Source organism: Bacillus sp. S71 (assembly GCF_016625265.1).
Taxonomy (GTDB): domain Bacteria; phylum Bacillota; class Bacilli; order Bacillales; family Bacillaceae_G; genus Bacillus_A; species Bacillus_A cereus.
Genome location: NZ_JACVUW010000009.1, coordinates 148277 through 170495, shown reverse-complemented (window position 1 = coordinate 170495; position 22219 = coordinate 148277). Strand labels below are relative to the sequence as shown.

The window sequence follows — 22219 nt, the reverse complement described above, 5'->3', positions numbered from 1 at the left end:
CTCAGTTACTGCTACGATTACTTCTATCATTTTTTTCATCTCTCATCTCTCCTCGTTTCATTTCTTACTTTAAGTATAAGAGAAGAGAGATAATTCAACTATCGAAGTACATGACGTAGAAATTACATTATTGTAAGAAAGTGGTTTATTTTTGTCACTTTACTCAGCAGTGATTACAAACTGATCATAATATTTTTCATTCACATATATATTTAATAACCATAATCCAGATGAAGGTAGTGACATAGTGAGAGGGAGTTCGTTTGTAGTAGAATCGATTGTATTTGAAGTGGTCCAAGTTTGTTTGGAAGTTTCTTTTTGAAAGAGTACTGGTGTCGGAGTTACAGATCCTTGTTTTAGCGCAATAATAGACAATTTTCCAGTTGGTATTTCAGAATCTAGAAAGTACCACATTATTTCATTTTGTTCATTCGCGATAATAGGACTATCAGCCATTGCGATTTTTCCTTCGATGCCTTTTAAAGGTATTTTTCCGTCTATGAATGAGGGGGCTTCTTCCCAATTTACATCTTTTAAAACACTAAGATGAAAGAAGGAAGGTGCGTTCACTTGATTGGATGACGTTGCGACAGCTTCAGTTTTAGATGCTTTTGAATCAGGTTGTGCTGGTGTGCATCCAGTGATGAGGAAGGAGAGAAGTAGCATAGTTCCGATTTTTTTCATGGTGCCACACTCCTAGTTTTTATTGTTAGTGTAATTGTATTTGCTAGAAGGCGGGACAATTCCTTTAAAGTATAAAAAGAGGTCGTAAGTTTTGTACGACCTCTTTTGACATTTTTTATCCCGTAAAAGCCCGATTGGTGTAGGTTAATAATCAGTGGGAGATAGCCCCACTAATTAAAGTTTCACTTTATACTTGTTCAGTTGTATAGGTTGGTTCGGTTTCTTTTTGAGGCATCGTCAAAAAAATAACGGACAGAACGATACATACGCCGCCTAATAATTGATATGTTCCAAAAGATTCATTTAGCCAAGTAATTGAAACGATGGCAGCTACAAGGGGTTCAATGCTAGATAAAATGCTTGTTTCTGTTGCTGCTAAATATTTAAGACTACCGATATATAGAAGGAAAGAAAGGGTACCACTAATAATGATAAGAATAAGCATAGAAAAAGTTTTTAGTGTAAGGGTTTGTGAAAAGTGATTCCACCCGAATGAACGATTATAAATAAGTAGTGCAATTCCTCCGATTAACATCCCCCAACCAATTACTACAGTTGTCCCGCATTCTTTAATGAGAGAAGCCGGATGAAGGGTATAAAATGCAAATCCAATTGCTGTTAATAGTCCAAAAATAATAGCTTCTTTAGATAAAACAACATTTTCAATTGAGCCATTTGTAATAATAAAGTATGTTCCTATTAGCGCGGCTATAATTGCGAATAGTTGCATGGAAGCAGGGAATTTTCTTTGTTCAAATGCAACATACATGGTTATAAGAACAGGACCTAGAAATTGAAATAGTGTTGCTGTGACCGCGTTACTAATATGAACTGTTTCGATAAAGGCGTATTGCGCACCAAGCATGCCGAGAATAGAAAAAATAATAAGTTGTATAGAATATCTAGGGTGTTTCCAAATTTGAAATATGTTTTGTTTCTTTATAAGTAAGAAAGACAAAATAAATATTCCTGCAAGCAACAATCGAATTGTTAAAAAATCAATTGAGGATACATTAGTATGTTGAAATAGCCACTGAATCATTGGACCAGATAATCCCCATAATGTAGCCCCTGTAATAATCATAATGAGTCCGATACGTCTACCATTGTTCATTATCATGTTTCTCCTCTCCGGTATTTGATTTTTTATGTGTGACATGATAAAAGGAATTATATATAAAATCTGGTACTGTAAAAAGTATCAGATTTTAGTTTTATTAAGGGGTCAGATATTATGTTAGAATTAACGCCTAATTTAAATATGAATAGTAAAAAGGCATTGTATGTGCAATTGTATGAGTATATAAAAAAAGAGATTAAAGATGGATCGATTGTCCCTTTTACGAAATTACCGGCTAAGCGAAAGTTAGCGATACATTTACAAGTAAGTAAAAATACAGTAGAGGCAGCGTACGAACAATTACTTGCAGAAGGTTATATTGAGTCGATATCGAGAAAAGGTTATTTTGTATGCAAGATTGAGCAAATGGTTCATGTAGAGGATAGCGGAGAGAGAATAGAAGAAGTACTGTTTCAGGAGAAGAGTTATAAATTTGACTTTACACAAACAGGAATTGATACGAATGCATTTCCATTTAATATGTATCGGAAAATTGTAAATGAAGTATGGCAGCCGCATAATAATGAACTTCTCTTTCTAGGACACCCTCAAGGGGAAGCGAGCTTAAGAGAAGAGATTACGAATTATTTGTATGAATCTAGAGGTGTACGTTGTTCAGCTAGTCAAATTGTATTAGGAGCGGGAACACAAATATTAGTGAAACTATTGTTTCAATTGTTAAAGGGAAGCAATTATGCAGTTGAAAACCCAGGGTATCATAGGAAGATGGTTGTTTTTGAACAGGGAGAAGGAAGGGTCCAAATGTTATCTTTAGATAGAGATGGAATTTGTATTGCAGATTTAGAAAATAGCGATGCAAATGTTGTATTTGTAACGCCCTCTCATCAATTCCCATATGGAATGATTATGCCTATTACGAGAAGGACGCAGCTTTTACAATGGGCGAAGAAAGAAGAGAGCAGGTATATTATTGAAGATGATTATGATAGTGAATTTCGCTATTCTGGAAAGCCTATACCGGCGCTGCAAGGGTTAGATACAGAGGGGAAAGTTATTTATATGGGGACGCTATCTAAAGCATTATTGCCATCGCTACGGATGAGCTATATGGTGTTGCCGAAGAAATTAATTAAAAAGTATCAACAGCAATATTTATTTTATACACAAAGTGTTTCAAGAATAGATCAAGAAGTGATTAGAAGATTTTTAAATGAAGGATATTGGGAAAAACATATTCATAAAATGCGTGTTGTCTACCGAAAGAAGAGAGATCGACTTGTTTTTGAAATAGAGAAGTATTTCTCTAATCGTGTTGAAGTGATAGGAGAAGATTCGGGATTACACATTTTATTAAAAGTGCATAATGGAATGCGGGAAGAAGAATTAATTCAAGAAGCTGCGAAACATAGTATCAAAATATATCCTGTGTCTACGTACTATAAAGACGGTACGGCACCTGAGAGTGTAGTTTTACTTGGGTTTGCGATATTATCAGAGGAAGAGATTGCGAAAGCGATTCAATTATTACATAAGGCATGGTTTACAAGAAAGTAAAAAACATCCTCCAAACATGAGGATGTTTTTTATTATTTATTTTCATCTAAGAATAAGACCATATGCTCTTCGTCCCAATATTGTCCGTTATATTTTAATGAACGTTCTTGTACACCGAATGTTTTAAAACCTAATGATTCATAAAGTTTTTTCGCTCCATCGTTGCCAACGACAACATCAAGCATAACTTGTTCTACTTCTAAAGATTTAGCAAGCTCAAGACATTCTTTAATAAGTGCTTTTCCTGCTCCAAGTCCGCGCGCTTTTGGAGATACATATACAGAACCGATTTTAGCTTTATGTTCTTGTTTTACATATGGTTTCGTTTCCAGTGTTGCAACCCCGATTAATTTTCCATCTTTAAATGCACCTAGCGTATAGTTTTCATCTTGTGCTAATTTTTGTGCTTTATATTCAATCGCACACTCTTTATTAATAATATCTTCATAAGAAGAGCTGAATGCTTCAGGGTTTTGCTTTAATCCTTCTACGCGAAGTTCTAAGTAAATTTCTGCTTCGTCTTTTGTTAATACATGGATATCCAATTATATCACCCTCCAAATCTTTGCAAATGTACCTTTATTTTATATTGAAATAAGAATAATTTCAAAAGCTTAGCTTATATGAGCTGTTTTTATGAACAAAATAACACCAGTAGTGTTTACTACTACTGGTGTTTTCACACGCATATTATTCAAAAGGGAGTTTAATTATAAAGTTTGTTCCTGCTCCTAATTGGCTTGTTACTAGAATAGAACCGTTATGCAATTCTACAATTTCCTTTGCAACAGCTAGCCCGATGCCTTTTCCGCCTGTAGCTCGTGTTCTAGATTTATCGACACGATAAAAACGGTCAAATATATGCGGGATATCTTCTTCAGGAATGCCTTCACCTTCATCTTGTACACTTATTGTAAAAGAATCTGTTTTTGTAAGTACACGTATCGTAATGGCTGTGTTTTCTGGCGAATGTTGATAAGCGTTGTGTAATAAATTTAACATAACTTGTTCCATACGTCTTTCGTCTATACAAACTTCTAAATCATCTTTGCAATATACATGAAGCTGCATTTGCTTATTTGTTAATGTTGTTTTTGTTTTTTCTACCATTCGTTCTAAAAATGGCTGGAGAAGTACTTTTTGTTTTTTTATAACAAATTGGTGTTGTTCTAATTGTACAAGCATAAATAAATCTTGGACGAGATCGGTTACACTATCCGTTTCATCCTCAATGATTTGTAAGTATTCTTCTCGCTCCTCTTTTGTTAAAGAGTCTCTCTTTGCTACCTTTGCATAACCTTTCATATAGGTCAATGGAGTTAATAGTTCATGAGCGACACTAGCGAGAAATTCATTGCGCTCTTTTTTCATATACGTAAGTTCACTCGATAAATCTTCAATTGTTTTTGCTAAACTACCGAGTTCATCATTTCGTTTAATACCTAATTGAATTGGCTTGTTTAATTTTGATATTTTTTCTGTCGCTCTTTTCATTTTTACAAGTGGTTCTGTAATAACGCGTGAAAAAACAAAGACAGAAATTGTTGTTAAAATAATTGTTAAAACGCTAATGATAAGAAATTGGTTCATGAGTTTAAGCAACATATTTTCTAGGAAAGATGTTTTTAATAACATATATAGCTTTCCTTGAAACTTTGTTGTGTTAAGTGGGCTTACTGTTGTGATGAACTTTGATTTTTTCCAGTTCCTTTCAACGACTAAGCCGCCGTCTGGGACAGTTTCTGTTTTACAAGTAAGTTGTTTTTGCATATCTTTTGTTACGGGTTCTGAGGTGGAAATAATTTTGCCGTTATGGTCAGTAATAATGATAGCTATATCGGAGTTAGAAATTGATTCCGATTCAACTAAGTGTGCAGCCTCATTCGTAATATCGAACTCAGGGTACACAGGACGTTTAGGATTTTTATTATGTTCAGCGTGTTTCATTTCTTTATAATATTCATCCCGTCTCTCGCGGCTTTTAATTTTTTTACTATAGCGATTACCTTTCTCTAAAAGAGCATCTGTTTCCTCTACAATACGCATTTTTGAAAGGCTTTTATAAAAAGATACGAAAGCAATTGTTTCAATACATAAAGCTAATATTAAAAAGTATGTCCCAATTTTAAGGGAAAGTTTACTCATTTTTTCACCATACCTTATTCATAATAAAGAGTCAGTGGTATACGATTTCCCACTGACCGAAGTAATTATTCACTTTTCCATTTATATCCGACTTTATAGACCGTTTCTAGGTAATCTTCAATCGGAAATCCTTTTTTGCGTAGTTTATCACGGATATTACGAATGTGTGAGTCAATTGTTCTATATTCGATATCTGTTTCATAGCCCCAAATTTTTTCGATTAAATCATCTCGGCTATAAGCACGGTTTGTATTTTGCAAAAATAGCCCGAGTAACGAAAATTCGATAGGAGTTAGCGAGATTTTTTCATCATAAACTGTGACAGTATGTTTCGTTTTATCCCACTCAATACCATTGAAACTAACAAAGCCATCTTTTTTTGTACGGCGTAATATAGCCTCGATTCGCGCGACTAATACATGCTCATCAAATGGTTTTGTAATATAATCATCTGCGCCCATCGTGAGGCCTTTCACCATATCGTAGTTTTGGTTGCGAGCTGTTAACATAATGATAGGAACGTTGGAAATTTGACGAATTTGATAGCAAGTATCCCATCCATCCATATTTGGCATCATAACATCTAATAAAATAATATCGAATTCTTTTTGTTCGATTAATTTTAGTGCTTCAAGGCCAGAGGTAGCTTTCATACAAAAATAGCCGAGAGGGCTTAAGAACAGATCTAATAATCGTAACATACGTTCTTCATCGTCTACTAATAAAATTTTTACCATAATCTTGTGCACCCCAAACTGTTCATTCTACTTGTATAGTTTACATGAAAATAATAAAAAACTCTTTTTATGTGATTGAATGGAGGGCTGATTTTTTCGCTCAGAGTAATTGACATAAAAAATGCACTAGTTTTGCACAACTATTTTTTATAATAGAAAACGTAGCGACACAAAATACCCTATGTTGCGACATAACGTCATGTCATTTTATTTATAAAATGACAATTCCATTCTATTGTGTATGTGAGATAGAGAGGGTTTTCGTATTCACCTCGCATCGGATAAGAAAAATTTCCTATCTCACACTTTTTTTAAAAGGAGATCATACACATGAATTCAAAAGAAGAAATTTCAAAAAAAGAAAAGCAAGATCGTAATACGGTTGTCATGTGCGTTGCCGTATCTATGGTTATTATTATAAGTTGCGTAAATAAAATTTTGGGGATTTTATAATATAAAAAAAGCTGATTGCTTCTTAAGAAGCAATCAGCTTTTTTCATTGTTAGGGGGAGTGTTCATATAATAAACCAAGGTAAAATTGCTAATCCAGAAGTTACAATTGCTGTAGTAAATATTAAAAGCATAGCTCGTTTGTTTTGTTTCATGTCACATTCTCCTCTACATATCAAGTACATGCGATCAGCGCGGGATGTAGTTCCCCACTGAGTAAAGTTTCACTTTATATTTTTAGTATAATGAATGGAAAGGTTTGGTACGATCGATAAAGGTGACATGAAGATTACATTGTTGTAATGAAAAAACATCTTTCTTATTAAGAAAGATGTTTTTGGAAAACTCCCCCACTGAGTAAAGTTTCACCTTATATTGAAGTATTAATCATTTAAGAACAGAACCATATGTTCCTCGTCCCAATATTGACCGTTATGTTTTAATGAACGCTCTTGTACGCCGTAAGTTTGGAAACCTAATGACTCATATAATTTTTTTGCTGCATCGTTACCAACTACAACATCGAGCATAAGTTGTTCTACATGTAATTTATCGGCATTTTCAATAATTGCTTTAATTAGAGCTCGTCCTGCTCCAAGGCCACGCGCTTTTGGGGAAACGAAAACGGAACCGATTTTTGCTTTATGTTCTTGTTTAATAAAAGGCTTTGTTTCTAAAGTAGCAATGCCGATTAAATCATCATCTTTGAAGACCCCTAGAGTATACTTATCCGGATTGCTTAATCGTTTTGCCATAGCAGCTACAGGATCCTCATGTTTAAGAACATCTTCATAGGAAGAGCTAAAAGCTTCCGGGTTCTTCGTTAAACCTTCCATACAAACTTTTAAATATATTTCTGCGTCTTCTGTCGTTAATAAGCGAATTTCCATAGTTGTAACCTCCTTGGTCGATTTCAAATAAAATAAATCCATTACTTTTATAAGATTGTGTATGTGTTTTGTTAGCAGTCTCTTTTAATTTGTAAAAGAATGAAAAGATATATGCTACAATGTTTTGTTTTTTAATATGTAATGAAATTATATATTAACTTTATTAACTATTCAAGTCTTTAATATATTACATTTTCATAACTAAAATAACTCCTCAATTGAGGAGTTATTTTAGTTATTCGATTGATAACCATCAATTCGATGTGGATGTGTGTAAATATTGCAGGATTCATTTCTGATAAATCCTACGACTGTAATGCCTAAATCGTGAGCGAGTTGCAATGCTAGTTTTGTTGGGGCAGATTTAGATAGAACAATTTCACATCCGATTTTTGAAACTTTGAGTAAAATTTCGGATGAAATACGTCCGCTAAATGCGATAATTTTTCCTTTAACAGATATATCATTGCGTAAACAATGACCGTATATTTTGTCTAATGCATTATGTCTTCCGATATCCATTCTTGATAGAAGGATATTATTTCGATCACATAGCGCGGTATTGTGAACACCACCAGTTTGGCGAAAGGTAGTGGAAGATTGTTGTAAAGTATTCATTAAGTAAAAACATTCTTCAGGAGTAATTTTTACATGTATATCATGTAAGTCTTTTGCTTTTGCTGCGTCGTTTACGAAAATAAAACCTTGTCTACCTTTTCCGCAGCAAGAAGTGATGTATCGTTTATTATATAAAGTTTGATAGAGCGGATTCACTTTTGATGATTTTACATGGACAATTCCGTTATCTTTTTGAACCCATAGTTCTTCAACATCGTTATAGGAAGAAATAATCCCCTCAGAAATTAAAAAACCAATTACCATATCTTCAATATAATTTGGTGTGCATACGACTGTTACATATTCTTCACCATTCAATTTAATAGTAATAGGAGATTCTGTAACAATCTCGTCAAGTTGTTTTGAAAATGTACCAGATTGATAACGTACAATTGTATAAGTCTCTTGCGTAGGCCCCATATTTAATTCCCCTTTTATATGTATTTCTCTCCCACATTTATCATAAAACAATGGAAAAAATAAAAACACCTATTAACAAGAAGATCACAGATTATTTTGGTTATTATTGTATATGTACGATATAATAGAACTGTAGAATAGTGATATTTTCAAGCTTTCGTAGTTATACCTTATAACATCTAGAATCGACTTCATAAGAAAGTATTTGGGTAGAGCGTTTCAAAAATATGTACAGTAATGCGGTTTTGAAAACGGATTCATAATTGTGTTGTACAGTTGGTTGTAAGGAGAGGGGAAACTATGGCAGAACAGACAGTCCGTGTAACCGTCGATGGTAAAGAATTTTCTGCATCAGGTGAAAAGACGATACTACAATTATTTAACGAGAGTAATTTGGAACATCCTCAAATTTGTCATGTACCAGAAGTAGATCCAATTCAAACTTGTGATACGTGTATTGTAGAAGTAAATGGAAAGTTATTGCGTGCTTGTTCAACGAAATTAGAGAACGGTATGCATATCGAAAGACAGTCCCAGCGTGCAAAAGAGGCACAGACTGAGGCAATGGATCGAATATTAGAGAATCATCTACTGTATTGTACCGTTTGTGATAACAATAATGGTAACTGTAAAGTCCATAATACAGTACATATGATGGGAATTGAGGAACAGAAATATCCGTATGAGCCAAAAGTAAGTGCGTGTGAAGTGGATATGTCACATCCATTTTATCGATATGATCCAAATCAATGTATTGCTTGTGGACAGTGTGTAGAAGTATGTCAAAACTTACAAGTGAATGAAACTATATCGATAGACTGGAGCTTAGACCGTCCACGTGTTATATGGGACAATGGTGTAAGTATAAATGACTCATCTTGTGTAAGTTGTGGACAGTGTGTAACAGTATGTCCATGTAATGCGTTAATGGAAAAAACAATGCTGGGTGAAGCCGGATTCATGACTGGATTGAAACCGGATGTGTTAGATCCGATGATTGATTTTGTAAAGGATGTAGAGCCTGGATATAGTAGTATTTTAGCAGTTTCAGAAGTAGAGGCTGCGATGCGTAAGACGAAAGTGAATAAAACAAAAACAGTTTGTACATTTTGTGGTGTAGGTTGTTCATTTGAAGTATGGACGAAAGACCGCCACATTTTGAAAGTACAGCCTGTTTCAGATGCGCCGGTTAACGGTATTTCCACATGTGTAAAAGGAAAATTTGGATGGGATTTTGTAAACAGTGAAGATCGTATTACAAAGCCATTAATTCGCCAAGGAGATATGTTTGTTGAAGCTTCATGGGAAGAGGCTCTTGAAGTTGTTGCATCCAATATGCAGCATATTAAATCAGAATATGGAAGTGATGCATTTGGATTTACTTCTTCTTCGAAAGTAACGAATGAAGAAAATTATCTTATGCAAAAACTAGCCCGTCAAATATATGGAACGAATAATGTAGACAACTGTTCCCGTTATTGTCAATCTCCAGCAACAGACGGTTTATTTAAAACTGTCGGTATGGGCGGGGACGCTGGAACAGTGAAAGATATTGCGGAAGCTGGCCTTGTCATTATCGTTGGAGCAAATCCAACAGAAGGACATCCTGTACTTGCAACGCGTGTAAAACGTGCTCATAAATTACATGACCAAAAATTAATTGTGGCGGACCTTCGTAAACATGAAATGGCAGAGCGTGCGGATTTATTCATTCATCCGCGCCAAGGAACTGATTATGTATGGCTCGCTGGTATTACGAAATATATTATTGATCAAGATTGGCACGATAAAAAGTTCATAGCTGAAAATGTGAAGAATTTTGATGAATATAGCAAAATGGTAGAAAAGTATACGCTTGATTATACAGAAGAAATTACGGGGATTTCGAAAGAAAATCTGAAAGAAATGGCTCGTATGGTATATGAAGCAGATGGTACTTGTGTACTTTGGGGAATGGGTGTAACTCAAAATACTGGAGGAAGTACAACTTCAGCAGCAATTTCAAATCTATTGCTTGTTACGGGTAATTATCGTCGTCCTGGTGCAGGAGCATATCCATTACGCGGACATAATAACGTACAAGGCGCTTGTGATATGGCAACATTACCAAACTGGCTTCCAGGTTACCAAGCAGTTTCAGATGATGCGCTCCGTGCGAAATTTGAAAAAGCATACGGTACTACAATTCCGAAAGCACCAGGCTTAAATAATATTGCAATGTTACTTGCGGCAGATGAAGGAAAACTGCGTGGTATGTATGTTATGGGTGAAGAAATGGCTTTAGTAGATTCGAATGCCAACCATGTACAACATATTTTAGCGAATTTAGATTTCCTTGTTGTTCAAGATATGTTCTTATCGAAAACAGCTCGTTTTGCTGATGTTATTTTACCGGCAGCACCAAGCTTAGAAAAAGAGGGAACATTTACGAATACAGAGCGCCGTATTCAAAGATTATATGAAGTATTGAAGCCGCTTGGTGATTCAAAGCCAGACTGGTGGATTTTACAAAAAGTAGCTCGTGCACTTGGCGGGGACTGGAATTATGAAAATCCAAGTGAAATCATGGATGAAATTGCATCGCTTGCACCTTTATATTCTCAGGCAACATACGATCGTTTAGAAGGATGGAATAGTTTATGTTGGGGTAGCCATGATGGCAGCGATACACCACTATTATATGTGGACGGATTTAACTTCCCAGATAAACTAGCTCGTCTATCATTAGATGAATGGGTACCACCAGTTGTAGCGCCAGATGAGTATGATTTACTTTTAAATAATGGTCGTATGTTAGAACATTTCCATGAAGGGAATATGACGAATAAATCGGCTGGTATTTTATCTAAAGTATCTGAAGTGTTCGTTGAAATCTCGCCTGAACTTGCCCTAGAGCGCAATGTGAAAGATGGTGGTCTTGTAGAATTAGCATCACCATTTGGGAAAATTAAAGTACAGGCACTTGTTACAGATCGTGTAACGGGGAAAGAGCTATATTTACCGATGCATGCAACGGTAAATGAAGAGGCAATCAATATTTTAACTGGAACGGCGACAGATCTTTATACGTGTACACCAGCGTACAAACAAACGATGGTAAAGATGCGTGTACTACGTGAAAAAGGGAATCGTCCGTTACCATCTTCAAACCCGAGAGATAAAAAGCGTAATCCGCAAAACGGTGTTGAAATCCAGCAAAAATGGCAAAGAAAACAATACGTATCACTTGTGGACTAGGGGGCGGAGATAGTGGCGAAAGAAATTACTGTAATTAAAAAGAAAGTTGTAACAGAGGAAGAACAGAAACAGCAAGTAGCAGATGAACTTCTAAATGAGCTATCTAATAATCGTGAAGCAGTAGAAGAAATGATGCAGCTTTTAGCACAGTTGCAGAAGGCTGGTATATTAGATGCGGCAATTAGTTTACTTGCTGCGAAGGAAGATGTTTCAAAAATCGCTGTGGAGCAATTAAATCGTGAACCCGTTAAAAATGCGTTAAATAATATGATGGGGGCAGGAGAAGCGTTATCTTCAGTTGACCCAGAAATAACGAAGCAAATAACATCTAGTTTAGTCACTGGATTACAATTTGCAACGGATGAGCTGAAAAACGGAAAGAAAACAAAAGTGATGGATTTCTTTAAGGTATTAAAAGATCCCGATATCAATCGAGCAATTACATTTGGTTTTAGCTTTTTAAAAGCATTCGGGCAAGGGCTAGAGAAAAAATAGAATAAATGAAAAAGTGATGGGAAGTAGCCATCACTTTTTTCATTATATGTATAAGAGTGTTCATGTTAAGCGGAATATATTATTATTAAAAAGATGGATTAGAACTGGAAATATGGAATCCATCTCAAATACCGTTTTAGAATTTGGAGGAATATATGCAACACCGTAAAAAACTATCTATACCAGGAGTAATGAGACATTCCTTTCAAACAGTTAAATTTGCTTTTTGGAATGTATTAACTTTTCAACTTGCTTATAAATTATTAGCAGCGATTGTGTTTGTTCCGCTATTTGGAATAATTTTTAATAAGTTATTGTATTTTGGTGGTTATGCAAATGCGACAAATGATGAATTATTAGCGTTTTTAAAGACGCCTTATGGCATCTTAGCAATCGTGATTTTGTCATTGTTAGCACTGTTTCTTATCTTTACGGAATTTGCGGTGCTTATTATTATTTCGTATTTCGCTCATAAAAGACAGAAGGTGAAATTACGTCCGATTTTATATAAAACGGTAACGTATTTACCTACTCTTTTCACATATTGCTTACCAGGATTTATTTTATATGCTGTCGTATTGTTGCCTCTTTTAAATATGGGATATGAAACGGCATTAATCCCGCAAATTCAAATTCCTAACTTTATTACAGGAGAACTGTTTAAGACAACGATGGGGCAAGTTGGTTATTACACGTTCTTTGCTGTAGTCGCGTATTTGAATCTTCGATGGATTTTCGTTCTACCTATTGTTGTTTTAGAGCAAAAATCATTTCGCGTGGCAGCACGTAAAAGTGCAAATTTAGTAAAGGAAAGCTTTTTTAAAGTACTACTCTTTTTAGTAGGATTTTTTATTTCAATTGGAATTGTATATGTCGTATTTTTGGGAATATATTTATTGTGCTTATGGGGTGTTTATGAATTTACAAACCCGAAAGGAACATTTGCATTATTAGCAGAATCAACGATTTCTGTATTTTTAACGAGTACATTGTATTTATTTAGTTTTATCGTGACGCCATTTTATATTATGGCGATTACGCGATTATACTTACAAAAGGTACCGGTTGAAGATGTTTTATTAGAAGAAGGATTAGATTATTCGAAAACGAAAGCAGATAAATGTTTCTTCCAAAAACATCGTTGGAAATTCATTGGCGTATACATTGTAGGAATTATTACTGCCGGAATGGTTGTTGCCTTCATTGTAACGTTTATTTCAAATTCGTATAAAGAACCGATTATTATGGCGCACCGCGGGTATATATCAAAAGGCGTAGAAAATACGAAAGAAGCTGTGCAAGGTGCTATTGATGCAAAAGCAGACTACGCTGAAATAGATGTATTACAAACGAAAGACGGTGAACTAGCGGTTATACATGATTTGAAGCTGAAACGTCTCGCAAATGCAAATGTGCATGTGTCAGATTTAACGATGGCTGAGTTAAGGCAGCTTACCCTTAGTCAAGATGGACTTTCAGGACAAATAAGTACACTTGATGAAATCATTAAGCTAGCAAATGGCAAAATCAAACTTAATATAGAAGTGAAGCTTCATGGGGGCGAAAAAGACTTTGTAAACAAAGTCTTAAAAACGATTAAAGATAATGAATTTGAGAAGCAATGTGTAATTCAAACGTTACACTATCCGCTTATTAAAGAGTTTAAGCGTGCAAATCCAGATATAAAAGTAGGGTATATATTGTATGCAAGTAGAGCTAACTTAAAGAATGTGAAGGCTGACTTTTACGTAGCAGAAGAATATATGTTAAATAAGAAATTAGTAAAAGAAGCAAGGAAGTTAAACAAACCAATTTACGTATGGACAGTAAATGATATGGAAAATTTAAAGGCATATTATAAGTTAAACGTAGATGGTATCATAACTGATTACCCTGAAGATGCACGTGAAACAATTAAGATGTTAAAAGAGCAAGAAGCGGAAGAAAGTGATCTGTTTGATAAAATTACTGAAACGACAGATGATTTGTTTTTAAAATTATTTATAAGTTACCCAGCTGCTAGCTAAATGCTAGCAGCTGTTTTTTTGTGAAAAGAATATATCTCTAAAGTATTAAGTAAAGTAATAACTGTATATGTATACGTTATCGCTTAGTTTTTTACATTGTTACATTATTGTCAAATAATAAATGATTACTGTTTATTTTGAAGAAGTATAATAAAAATTGAGTGAAAGATAATGGAATGTCACGAAACCCCTAATAGAATCAATGTTTTATATATTTACACTATTCTAAATATATAAACTTTAGAAAAATGATATGTTAGCGTTTTCATAACTTTTAAGTTATGCTAGAATAAGGACATAAGTTATTAATTATTACAAAAAGAAAAAAGAATCTCTTTTTTCTGTTAATTATAAGGGGGCATTTCATTATGCGTATTGGGGTACCAGCAGAAATTAAAAACAACGAAAACCGTGTGGCAATGACACCAGCAGGTGTTGTACATTTAATTCGTAACAATCACGAAGTATTCATTCAAAAGGGTGCAGGTTTAGGATCTGGTTTCACAGACGCTCAGTATGTTGAAGCGGGAGCAAAAATTGTTGATACAGCTGAAGAAGCTTGGAACATGGAAATGGTTATGAAAGTTAAAGAACCAATTGAAAGCGAATACAAACACTTCAGTGAAGGCTTAATCTTATTCACATACTTACACTTAGCTCCAGAGCCAGAATTAACAAAAGCGTTAATTGAGAAGAAAGTTGTTGCGATTGCATATGAAACAGTACAATTAGAAAACCGTTCTCTACCATTACTTGCACCTATGAGTGAAGTAGCTGGTCGTATGGCTGCACAAATTGGTGCGCAATTCCTTGAGAAAAACAAAGGCGGTAAAGGTATCTTACTTGCAGGTGTTCCAGGAGTTAAACGTGGTAAAGTAACAATCATCGGTGGTGGACAAGCTGGTACAAATGCTGCTAAAATTGCAGTTGGACTAGGTGCGGATGTAACAATCATCGACTTAAGTGCAGAACGTCTTCGTCAATTAGATGACATTTTCGGAAACCAAGTAAAAACTTTAATGTCTAATCCTTACAATATTGCAGAAGCTGTAAAAGAGTCTGATCTTGTAATCGGTGCAGTATTAATCCCAGGTGCAAAAGCGCCAAAACTTGTAACAGAAGAAATGATTAAATCAATGGAACCAGGTTCTGTTGTTGTAGATATCGCGATTGACCAAGGTGGTATTTTCGAAACAACTGACCGTATTACAACTCATGATAACCCAACTTACGAAAAACACGGCGTTGTTCATTATGCAGTTGCAAACATGCCAGGTGCGGTTCCACGTACATCAACTCTTGCATTAACAAACGTAACAGTACCATATGCAGTACAAATTGCTAACAAAGGCTACAAAGAAGCTTGCCTAGGCAACTCTGCATTACTAAAAGGTATTAACACATTAGATGGCTATGTAACATTTGAAGCAGTTGCAGAAGCTCACGGTGTAGAGTACAAAGGTGCTAAAGAATTATTAGAAGCAGAAACAGTATCTTGCTAATAGAAGCATTATACAAAACAAAATCGAACAATATATAATACAACATGATAAGAGCTAAGAGATAATACCTCTTAGCTCTTCTTAGTAAAAGGGGGCATACATCGTGGCCAACCTATTTAAAAAGAAATCCGTTACGCAATTGTTAGGGGAAAGTAAAAGTAAAACTTTGACGAAAACGCTAGGGGCATTTGACCTAACAATGCTAGGGATTGGTGCGATAATTGGTACAGGAGTTCTAGTATTAACTGGATTAGTAGCAGCAAGAGATGCTGGTCCAGCAGTTATTTTTTCATTTATGATTGCAGCAATTGTTTGTGGATTTGCAGCATTATGTTATGCAGAAGTTGCATCTACACTTCCTGTTTCAGGTAGTGTGTACACATATTCGTATGCAACAATTGGTGAGTTTGTTGCTCATTTAATGGGATGGACATTACTATCCGTATATGTCGTAACGACTGCCGCAGTAGCTGGCGGATGGACTGGTTATTTCAATAATTTAGTGAGTGGACTGGGACTTGAAATTCCGAAAGCGTTGCTAACAATTCCAGCGCAAGGTGGTATGGTAAACTTACCAGCAGTTATCGTTACGTTAGTGATAACTTGGTTATTATCACGAGGTACGAAAGAAAGTAAGCGTGTGAATAACATAATGGTATTAATTAAAATTGGTATTGTTGTTTTATTCATTGCAGTTGGTGTATTCTACGTGAAACCAGAAAACTGGATACCATTTGCACCTTACGGTTTAAGTGGAGTGTTCGCAGGGGGAGCAGCAGTATTCTTTGCTTTCTTAGGATTTGATGCATTAGCAACTTCTGCTGAAGAAGTAAAAAACCCGCAACGTGATCTACCAATTGGTATTATTGCTTCGTTAGTTATTTGTACAATCATTTATGTTGTAGTTTGTCTCGTTATGACGGGTATGGTTTCTTATAAAGAGCTAGATGTACCAGAAGCGATGGCATATGTGTTAGAGGTTGTAGGACAAGATAAAGTGGCTGGTGTAATTGCTATTGGAGCTGTAATCGGTATTATGGCTGTAATTTTCGCTTACATTTATGCGACAACACGTGTATTCTTCGCAATGAGTCGTGACGGTTTATTACCAAAATCTTTTGCGAAAATTAACAAGAAGACTGAAGCGCCAACATTTTCAGTTTGGTTAACAGGAATTGGTAGTGCTTTAATTGCTGGATTTATCGATTTAAAAGAATTGTCGAATTTAGCGAATATTGGAGCGTTATTAACATTCGCCATGGTTGGTGTAACTGTTATCATTCTTCGTAAAACGCATCCTAAATTACAACGTGGATTTATGGTACCACTTGTACCGATCTTACCGATTATTTCAATTGCATGTTGTCTATTCTTAATGGTAAATTTACCGTTAACAACATGGATATACTTTGGTATTTGGTTGGCGATTGGAGTAGTTGTATACTTTGTTTATTCGAAAAAACATAGTCATTTAAAAGACGATGGAAGTTCGCAGGATAATTTAGAACAAGCTAATTAAAGGGATATAAACACAGTAAGCCTTGTGCGTCTAGGGAGCGCGCAAGGCTTTTTCTTTTGTTGAAATAAAGGGAACATATATTACTTTGTTGAATTTTTATGTCGGAATATGAAAAAAGGGTGTGCGAATTGTACATCCTTTTTTGTATGAGAATATAGAGGATGCGGAAAATATGTATATGCCTTACTAAAATGTGAACGGAATGTTCATAAAAAAAATTCAGATTTCATTGACACATATGAGTAGGCGCTCATATAATAAGAGTATAAGATATATGAATGATTGTTCATATGTTCAATTAAAGAGGTGAGCTATTATGGCTGGAAATAAAGTAGAAACACCACAAGAGACATGTTCTCAAACGATAATTCATGAAGAAGTTGTAGAGCAAGTAAAACAAACAATTCCAACTGATGAAAGTTTAAGTAAAGTAGCAGAACTATTTAAAGTATTAGGTGACCGTACACGTACGAGAATATTACATGCGCTATTTGAAGCTGAAATGTGCGTTTGTGATTTAGCTTATTTATTAGGAATGACACAATCATCTATTTCGCATCAGCTTCGTGTGTTAAAGCAAGCGAAACTTGTGAAGAATCGTAAAGAAGGAAAGGTTGTTTATTATTCGTTAGCTGACCAGCACGTAATTCATATCTTCGAGCAAGCGTTTGAACACGTAAACGAAGAAGAATAAAAAGAACGCGAGGAGGGAGAACGATGGCTGAAGCGTTAGTGAAAAAGAAACTGATGTTAGAAGGTTTAGATTGTGCGAATTGTGCAATGAAAATTGAAAAAGGTGTTGGGAATATAGAAGGAGTAAATTCTTGCTCTGTAAACTTCGCAACAAAGACAATGATCTTAGAAACAGCACAAAATAAAGAAAACGAAGTTGTTACGGAAGCAAAACAACTCGTTACAAAATTAGAACCGCATATTAAAGTGCAAGAAGAGCAAAAAAATAAAATTGCTAAAGAAGTATTTATATTAGAAGGTTTAGATTGCGCGAACTGTGCAATGAAAATTGAAAATAAAGTGAAGGAAATGCCAGCTGTCTCAGAAGCAACTGTTGATTTCGTATCGAAGAAACTACGAGTAGAAGTTGCGAATAAAAGAGAACTAGAAGCAACTGTAGCAAATATAACAAATGTCGTTCAAAAGTTAGAGCCAGATGTGAAAGTTGTTCGTGAAGAGAAGAACGGTCATGACCACGGACATAGTCACGATCATGGTGAAGCAAACGTGAAAAAGATGGTAGGGAGATTAGTGGTCGGCGGAATTTTGACAGCAATTGCTGCATTAGCGAGCTTACCACAAATGGTAACAATTCCGTTATTCGTCCTTGCTTATTTATTAATAGGTGGAGATATCGTTTGGAGAGCGGTAAGAAACATAACTCGCGGCCAAGTATTTGATGAAAACTTCTTAATGGCAATTGCAACTGTAGGAGCCTTTGCAATTCAGCAATATTCAGAAGCCGTAGCAGTAATGCTATTTTATCAAGTAGGAGAACTATTCCAAAGCATTGCGGTAAACCGCTCTCGAAAATCAATTACTTCATTAATGGATATTCGTCCTGATTATGCGAATGTAAAGGTTGGAAATGAAACGAAACAAGTATCACCAGAAGATGTACAAATTGACGATTATATTATCGTTAAGCCAGGTGAGAAAGTGCCGTTAGACGGAAAAGTAATTGAAGGAACATCAATGGTAGATACTTCAGCATTAACAGGTGAATCTGTACCACGTGAAGTTGAAGTTGGAAATGATGTATTAAGTGGCTTTGTGAACCAAAACGGTGTGTTGACAATTGAAGTTACAAAAGAATTCGGTGAATCAACTGTATCGAAAATTTTAGATTTAGTTCAAAATGCAAGCAGTAAAAAAGCACCAACGGAAAACTTTATTACGAAGTTTGCACGTTACTACACTCCAGTTGTAGTTATTACAGCGGCAATCATGGCGTTTATTCCACCACTTATTTTAGAAGGAGCTACATTCTCTGAGTGGATTTATAGAGCTTTAGTGTTCTTAGTAATCTCTTGTCCATGTGCGTTAGTTGTATCAATTCCTCTTGGATTCTTTGGAGGTATTGGTGGTGCATCTAAAAGTGGTGTGTTAGTAAAAGGTAGTAACTATTTAGAAGCTTTAAATGATGTGAAATATATTGTTTTTGACAAAACAGGAACATTAACAAAAGGTGTTTTCAAAGTTACAAAAATGGAACCGAGCGAAGGTACTACAAGTGAAGAGTTATTAGAGTATGCGGCATTTGCTGAAGTATATTCTAACCATCCAATTGCCCAATCTATTCGAAAGGCATATGGAAAATCAATTGATGAAAAAATAATCGATGATTATAACGAAATTTCTGGTCACGGTACAGTCGTAAAAGTACAAGGAAAAGAAATTTTTGCAGGTAATGCAAAATTAATGAGAAAAGAAAATATTGAATTTAAACAACCAGAAACAGTAGGTACATTAGTTCACGTTGCTGTAGATGGAAGATATGCAGGTTATATTGTTATCTCTGATGAGGTAAAAGAGGATTCGAAACAAGCGATTCAAAAGTTAAAAGAACTAGGTATTAAAAAGACAGTAATGTTAACTGGTGATGCAAAACCAGTTGGCGAAGCTGTTGGTAAAGAATTAGGCTTAGATGAAGTTCATGCGGAATTACTACCGCAACAAAAAGTAGAAGAGATTGAAAAAATTGATGCAGCGAAGCACGGAAAAGAAAAAATTGCCTTCGTTGGTGACGGTATTAACGATACACCAGTATTAGCCCGTGCAGACGTTGGTATTGCGATGGGTGGTTTAGGGTCAGATGCAGCAATTGAAGCGGCAGACATCGTTATTATGACTGATGAGCCTTCAAAAATTGCGACAGCTGTAAAAATTGCAAAACGCACAAGAAGTATAGTGTGGCAAAATATCATCTTTGCTCTAGGTGTAAAAGGGATCGTTTTATTACTTGGTGCCTTTGGTATTGCAACAATGTGGGAAGCTGTTTTCTCAGATGTTGGTGTGACACTACTTGCAGTGTTAAATGCAATGCGTGTATTACGAGTGAAAGATTTATAAAAAAGAGGACGCGAACCGCGTCCTCTTTTTTATTGGTGATTTGGTTGAAATTGACTCAATAAAATAATATCAAATATTATTTTACTTTAAAATAGTATAATATTAAAATTTACAAATAAAATACATTCATCTTATTATTTTAATATATTTTTTACAAATATCCATATAGTATTGAAAAAACAGAGAAGGGGAAACTTCTCTGTTTACTTTTGTATGTTTTTTTCAACTTGTTCTCGAACTGTTTGAATGTAATTCATTTTATGATCCCAGCACTCTTGGCTTAAATCGACAGGGTATTCTTCAGGGTTTAAAGTTCGCATATATTCTTCCCAAAATAGAGAGAGGCTCTGTTCATTATATTTTTGAATATCTAATATACTTGGTAGTTCATATGTTCTTTCACCGTTAACGAAAATGTCTTTATGCAGTTCACGGGCTTCAAAGTTTGTTACGAATTTACTTATATATGTGTGAACTGGATGGAACATTTTTAAGCGCTCTTCTTTTCCTGGTTCTTCAGAATCTAACGCAATATAATCGCCTTCTGCATGATCGTTAACCCGATTGATAATACGATAAATTCGTTTCAGTCCTGGAGTGGTAATTTTTTCAGGGTTAGATGAAATTTTAATCGTATCATTTAATTTTCCGTCAGTATCTTCAATCGCAACGAGTTTGTAAACAGCCCCCAATGCAGGTTGCTCAAAGGACGTAATTAATTTCGTCCCAACACCCCATACGTCAATTTTTGCTCCTTGAGATTTAAGGTGCATAATTGTGTATTCATCTAAATCGCTAGAAGCGATAATTTTTGTATTTGTAAACCCTGCTTCATCTAGTAGTTTTCGTGCCTTTTTCGATAAATAAGCCATATCACCACTATCAAGACGTATGCCATAGAAATCAATACGATCCCCAAATTCTTTTGCAACACGAATCGCATTTGGAACACCAGATTTCAATGTGTCATATGTATCAACGAGAAAGACGCACTTTTTATGAGTTTCAGCGTATTTTTTAAACGCGACGTATTCATCGCGATATGCTTGAACGAAAGAGTGAGCGTGTGTGCCAGCTACAGGGATGCCAAAGCGTTTCCCAGCACGAACGTTGCTTGTAGAGGAGAAACCGCCAATAAAGGCAGCACGCGTCCCCCAAAGGGCAGCATCGAACTCATGGGCACGTCTTGTGCCGAACTCTAAAAGCTCATCATTACTTGCAGCATGTTTCATACGTGCTGCTTTTGTGGCAATTAATGTTTGGTAATTCACAATATTTAAGAGGGCAGTCTCAATAATTTGTGCTTCACCAAGTGGTGCATCAACACGTAATAAAGGCTCGTTATTAAATACAACTTCACCTTCTTGCATACTGCGAATCGTCCCAGTGAATTTCATATTTTGTAAATAATGAAGGAATTCTTCTTCGAATTGTAATTCTGCTAAGTAAGCGATATCGCTTTCAGTAAAACTGAAATTTTCTATGTACTCTACAATTTTCTCAAGGCCAGCAAAAACAGCGTAGCCGTTCTCAAATGGAAGCTTTCGAAAATATAAATCAAAAACAGAACGGCGATTATGAATACCATCTTTCCAATATGTATAAGCCATGTTGATTTGATATAGGTCTGTATGTAAGGCATAACTATCGTCTTTATAATGAGTCATCGCGAGAACACCTCCATAATTTGGTTATAGTATACCAATTTTTCACCATTCGTAGCAAAGAAGAGATATTGATGTGAAGTCAAGAGAGAAAAAAATGAAATTATGCATA

The 22219-nt window shown here is 35.3% G+C and carries 17 protein-coding genes; 9 read left to right on the top strand and 8 right to left on the bottom strand.

Annotated features, from left to right (window positions below; genetic code table 11):
* Positions 1–159: 159 nt before the first annotated feature.
* The gene (locus IBT51_RS19635) at positions 160–684 is read right to left on the bottom strand and encodes a DUF4871 domain-containing protein (protein WP_053565280.1); all 525 of its coding nucleotides are present in this window, start codon (positions 682–684) and stop codon (positions 160–162) included.
* Positions 685–871: 187 nt separating this feature from the next.
* Entirely contained in the window at positions 872–1798 is a 927-nt protein-coding gene (locus tag IBT51_RS19630) for a DMT family transporter (RefSeq protein ID WP_001059057.1), read from the bottom strand.
* Positions 1799–1918: 120 nt separating this feature from the next.
* Between IBT51_RS19630 and pdxR the strand changes: the two genes are divergently transcribed.
* Positions 1919–3319, top strand: a complete 1401-nt coding sequence (gene pdxR, locus IBT51_RS19625; protein WP_200458547.1) for a MocR-like pyridoxine biosynthesis transcription factor PdxR — start codon at positions 1919–1921, stop codon at positions 3317–3319.
* A 32-nt stretch (positions 3320–3351) separates the two neighbouring features.
* On the opposite strand, the gene IBT51_RS19620 is transcribed toward pdxR, so the two are convergent.
* The 3 genes from IBT51_RS19620 to IBT51_RS19610 form a co-directional block, all read right to left on the bottom strand.
* Positions 3352–3864, bottom strand: a complete 513-nt coding sequence (locus IBT51_RS19620) for a GNAT family N-acetyltransferase (protein WP_000351212.1) — start codon at positions 3862–3864, stop codon at positions 3352–3354.
* Positions 3865–4009: 145 nt separating this feature from the next.
* A complete protein-coding gene (locus IBT51_RS19615; RefSeq protein WP_200458546.1) occupies positions 4010–5464 on the bottom strand; it encodes a sensor histidine kinase in 1455 nt (484 codons plus the stop codon).
* Positions 5465–5529: 65 nt separating this feature from the next.
* Positions 5530–6201, bottom strand: coding sequence for a response regulator transcription factor (locus tag IBT51_RS19610; RefSeq protein ID WP_200458545.1), 672 nt, complete (start codon positions 6199–6201; stop codon positions 5530–5532).
* A gap of 330 nt (positions 6202–6531) precedes the next feature.
* Here IBT51_RS19610 and IBT51_RS27240 point away from each other — a divergent pair, with 330 nt between their 5' ends.
* Entirely contained in the window at positions 6532–6654 is a 123-nt protein-coding gene (locus tag IBT51_RS27240) for a hypothetical protein (RefSeq protein ID WP_001085006.1), read from the top strand.
* 380 nt (positions 6655–7034) lie between these two features.
* Here IBT51_RS27240 and IBT51_RS19605 read toward each other — a convergent pair whose 3' ends face one another.
* Positions 7035–7541, bottom strand: a complete 507-nt coding sequence (locus IBT51_RS19605) for a GNAT family N-acetyltransferase (protein ID WP_016125450.1) — start codon at positions 7539–7541, stop codon at positions 7035–7037.
* A 231-nt stretch (positions 7542–7772) separates the two neighbouring features.
* Positions 7773–8579 carry a formate dehydrogenase accessory sulfurtransferase FdhD gene (fdhD, locus tag IBT51_RS19600; RefSeq protein WP_000529238.1) on the bottom strand — a complete coding sequence of 269 codons (807 nt, stop codon included), beginning with the start codon at positions 8577–8579 and terminating at the stop codon, positions 7773–7775.
* 300 nt (positions 8580–8879) lie between these two features.
* Between fdhD and fdhF the strand changes: the two genes are divergently transcribed.
* From fdhF to IBT51_RS19565, 7 genes are all read left to right on the top strand, one after another.
* On the top strand, positions 8880–11816 hold the full coding sequence (gene fdhF / locus IBT51_RS19595; protein ID WP_200458544.1) for a formate dehydrogenase subunit alpha: 2937 nt from the start codon (positions 8880–8882) through the stop codon (positions 11814–11816).
* Positions 11817–11828: 12 nt separating this feature from the next.
* The gene (locus IBT51_RS19590) at positions 11829–12311 is read left to right on the top strand and encodes a DUF1641 domain-containing protein (protein ID WP_200458543.1); all 483 of its coding nucleotides are present in this window, start codon (positions 11829–11831) and stop codon (positions 12309–12311) included.
* 155 nt (positions 12312–12466) lie between these two features.
* Positions 12467–14338: a glycerophosphodiester phosphodiesterase gene (locus tag IBT51_RS19585; protein WP_001164720.1), complete on the top strand. Its 1872-nt coding sequence runs from the start codon at positions 12467–12469 to the stop codon at positions 14336–14338.
* 368 nt (positions 14339–14706) lie between these two features.
* Positions 14707–15840: an alanine dehydrogenase gene (ald, locus tag IBT51_RS19580; RefSeq protein ID WP_001219741.1), complete on the top strand. Its 1134-nt coding sequence runs from the start codon at positions 14707–14709 to the stop codon at positions 15838–15840.
* Positions 15841–15943: 103 nt separating this feature from the next.
* The gene (locus IBT51_RS19575) at positions 15944–17359 is read left to right on the top strand and encodes an amino acid permease (RefSeq protein ID WP_001284897.1); all 1416 of its coding nucleotides are present in this window, start codon (positions 15944–15946) and stop codon (positions 17357–17359) included.
* Positions 17360–17675: 316 nt separating this feature from the next.
* Positions 17676–18053, top strand: a complete 378-nt coding sequence (locus tag IBT51_RS19570) for an ArsR/SmtB family transcription factor (RefSeq protein ID WP_000918378.1) — start codon at positions 17676–17678, stop codon at positions 18051–18053.
* 23 nt (positions 18054–18076) lie between these two features.
* Entirely contained in the window at positions 18077–20443 is a 2367-nt protein-coding gene (locus tag IBT51_RS19565; protein WP_200458542.1) for a heavy metal translocating P-type ATPase, read from the top strand.
* Between the two features lie 203 nt (positions 20444–20646).
* On the opposite strand, the gene IBT51_RS19560 is transcribed toward IBT51_RS19565, so the two are convergent.
* Positions 20647–22110 (bottom strand): nicotinate phosphoribosyltransferase, encoded by a 1464-nt coding sequence (locus IBT51_RS19560; RefSeq protein WP_000150184.1) that lies wholly within the window; start codon positions 22108–22110, stop codon positions 20647–20649.
* Positions 22111–22219 lie beyond the last annotated feature (109 nt).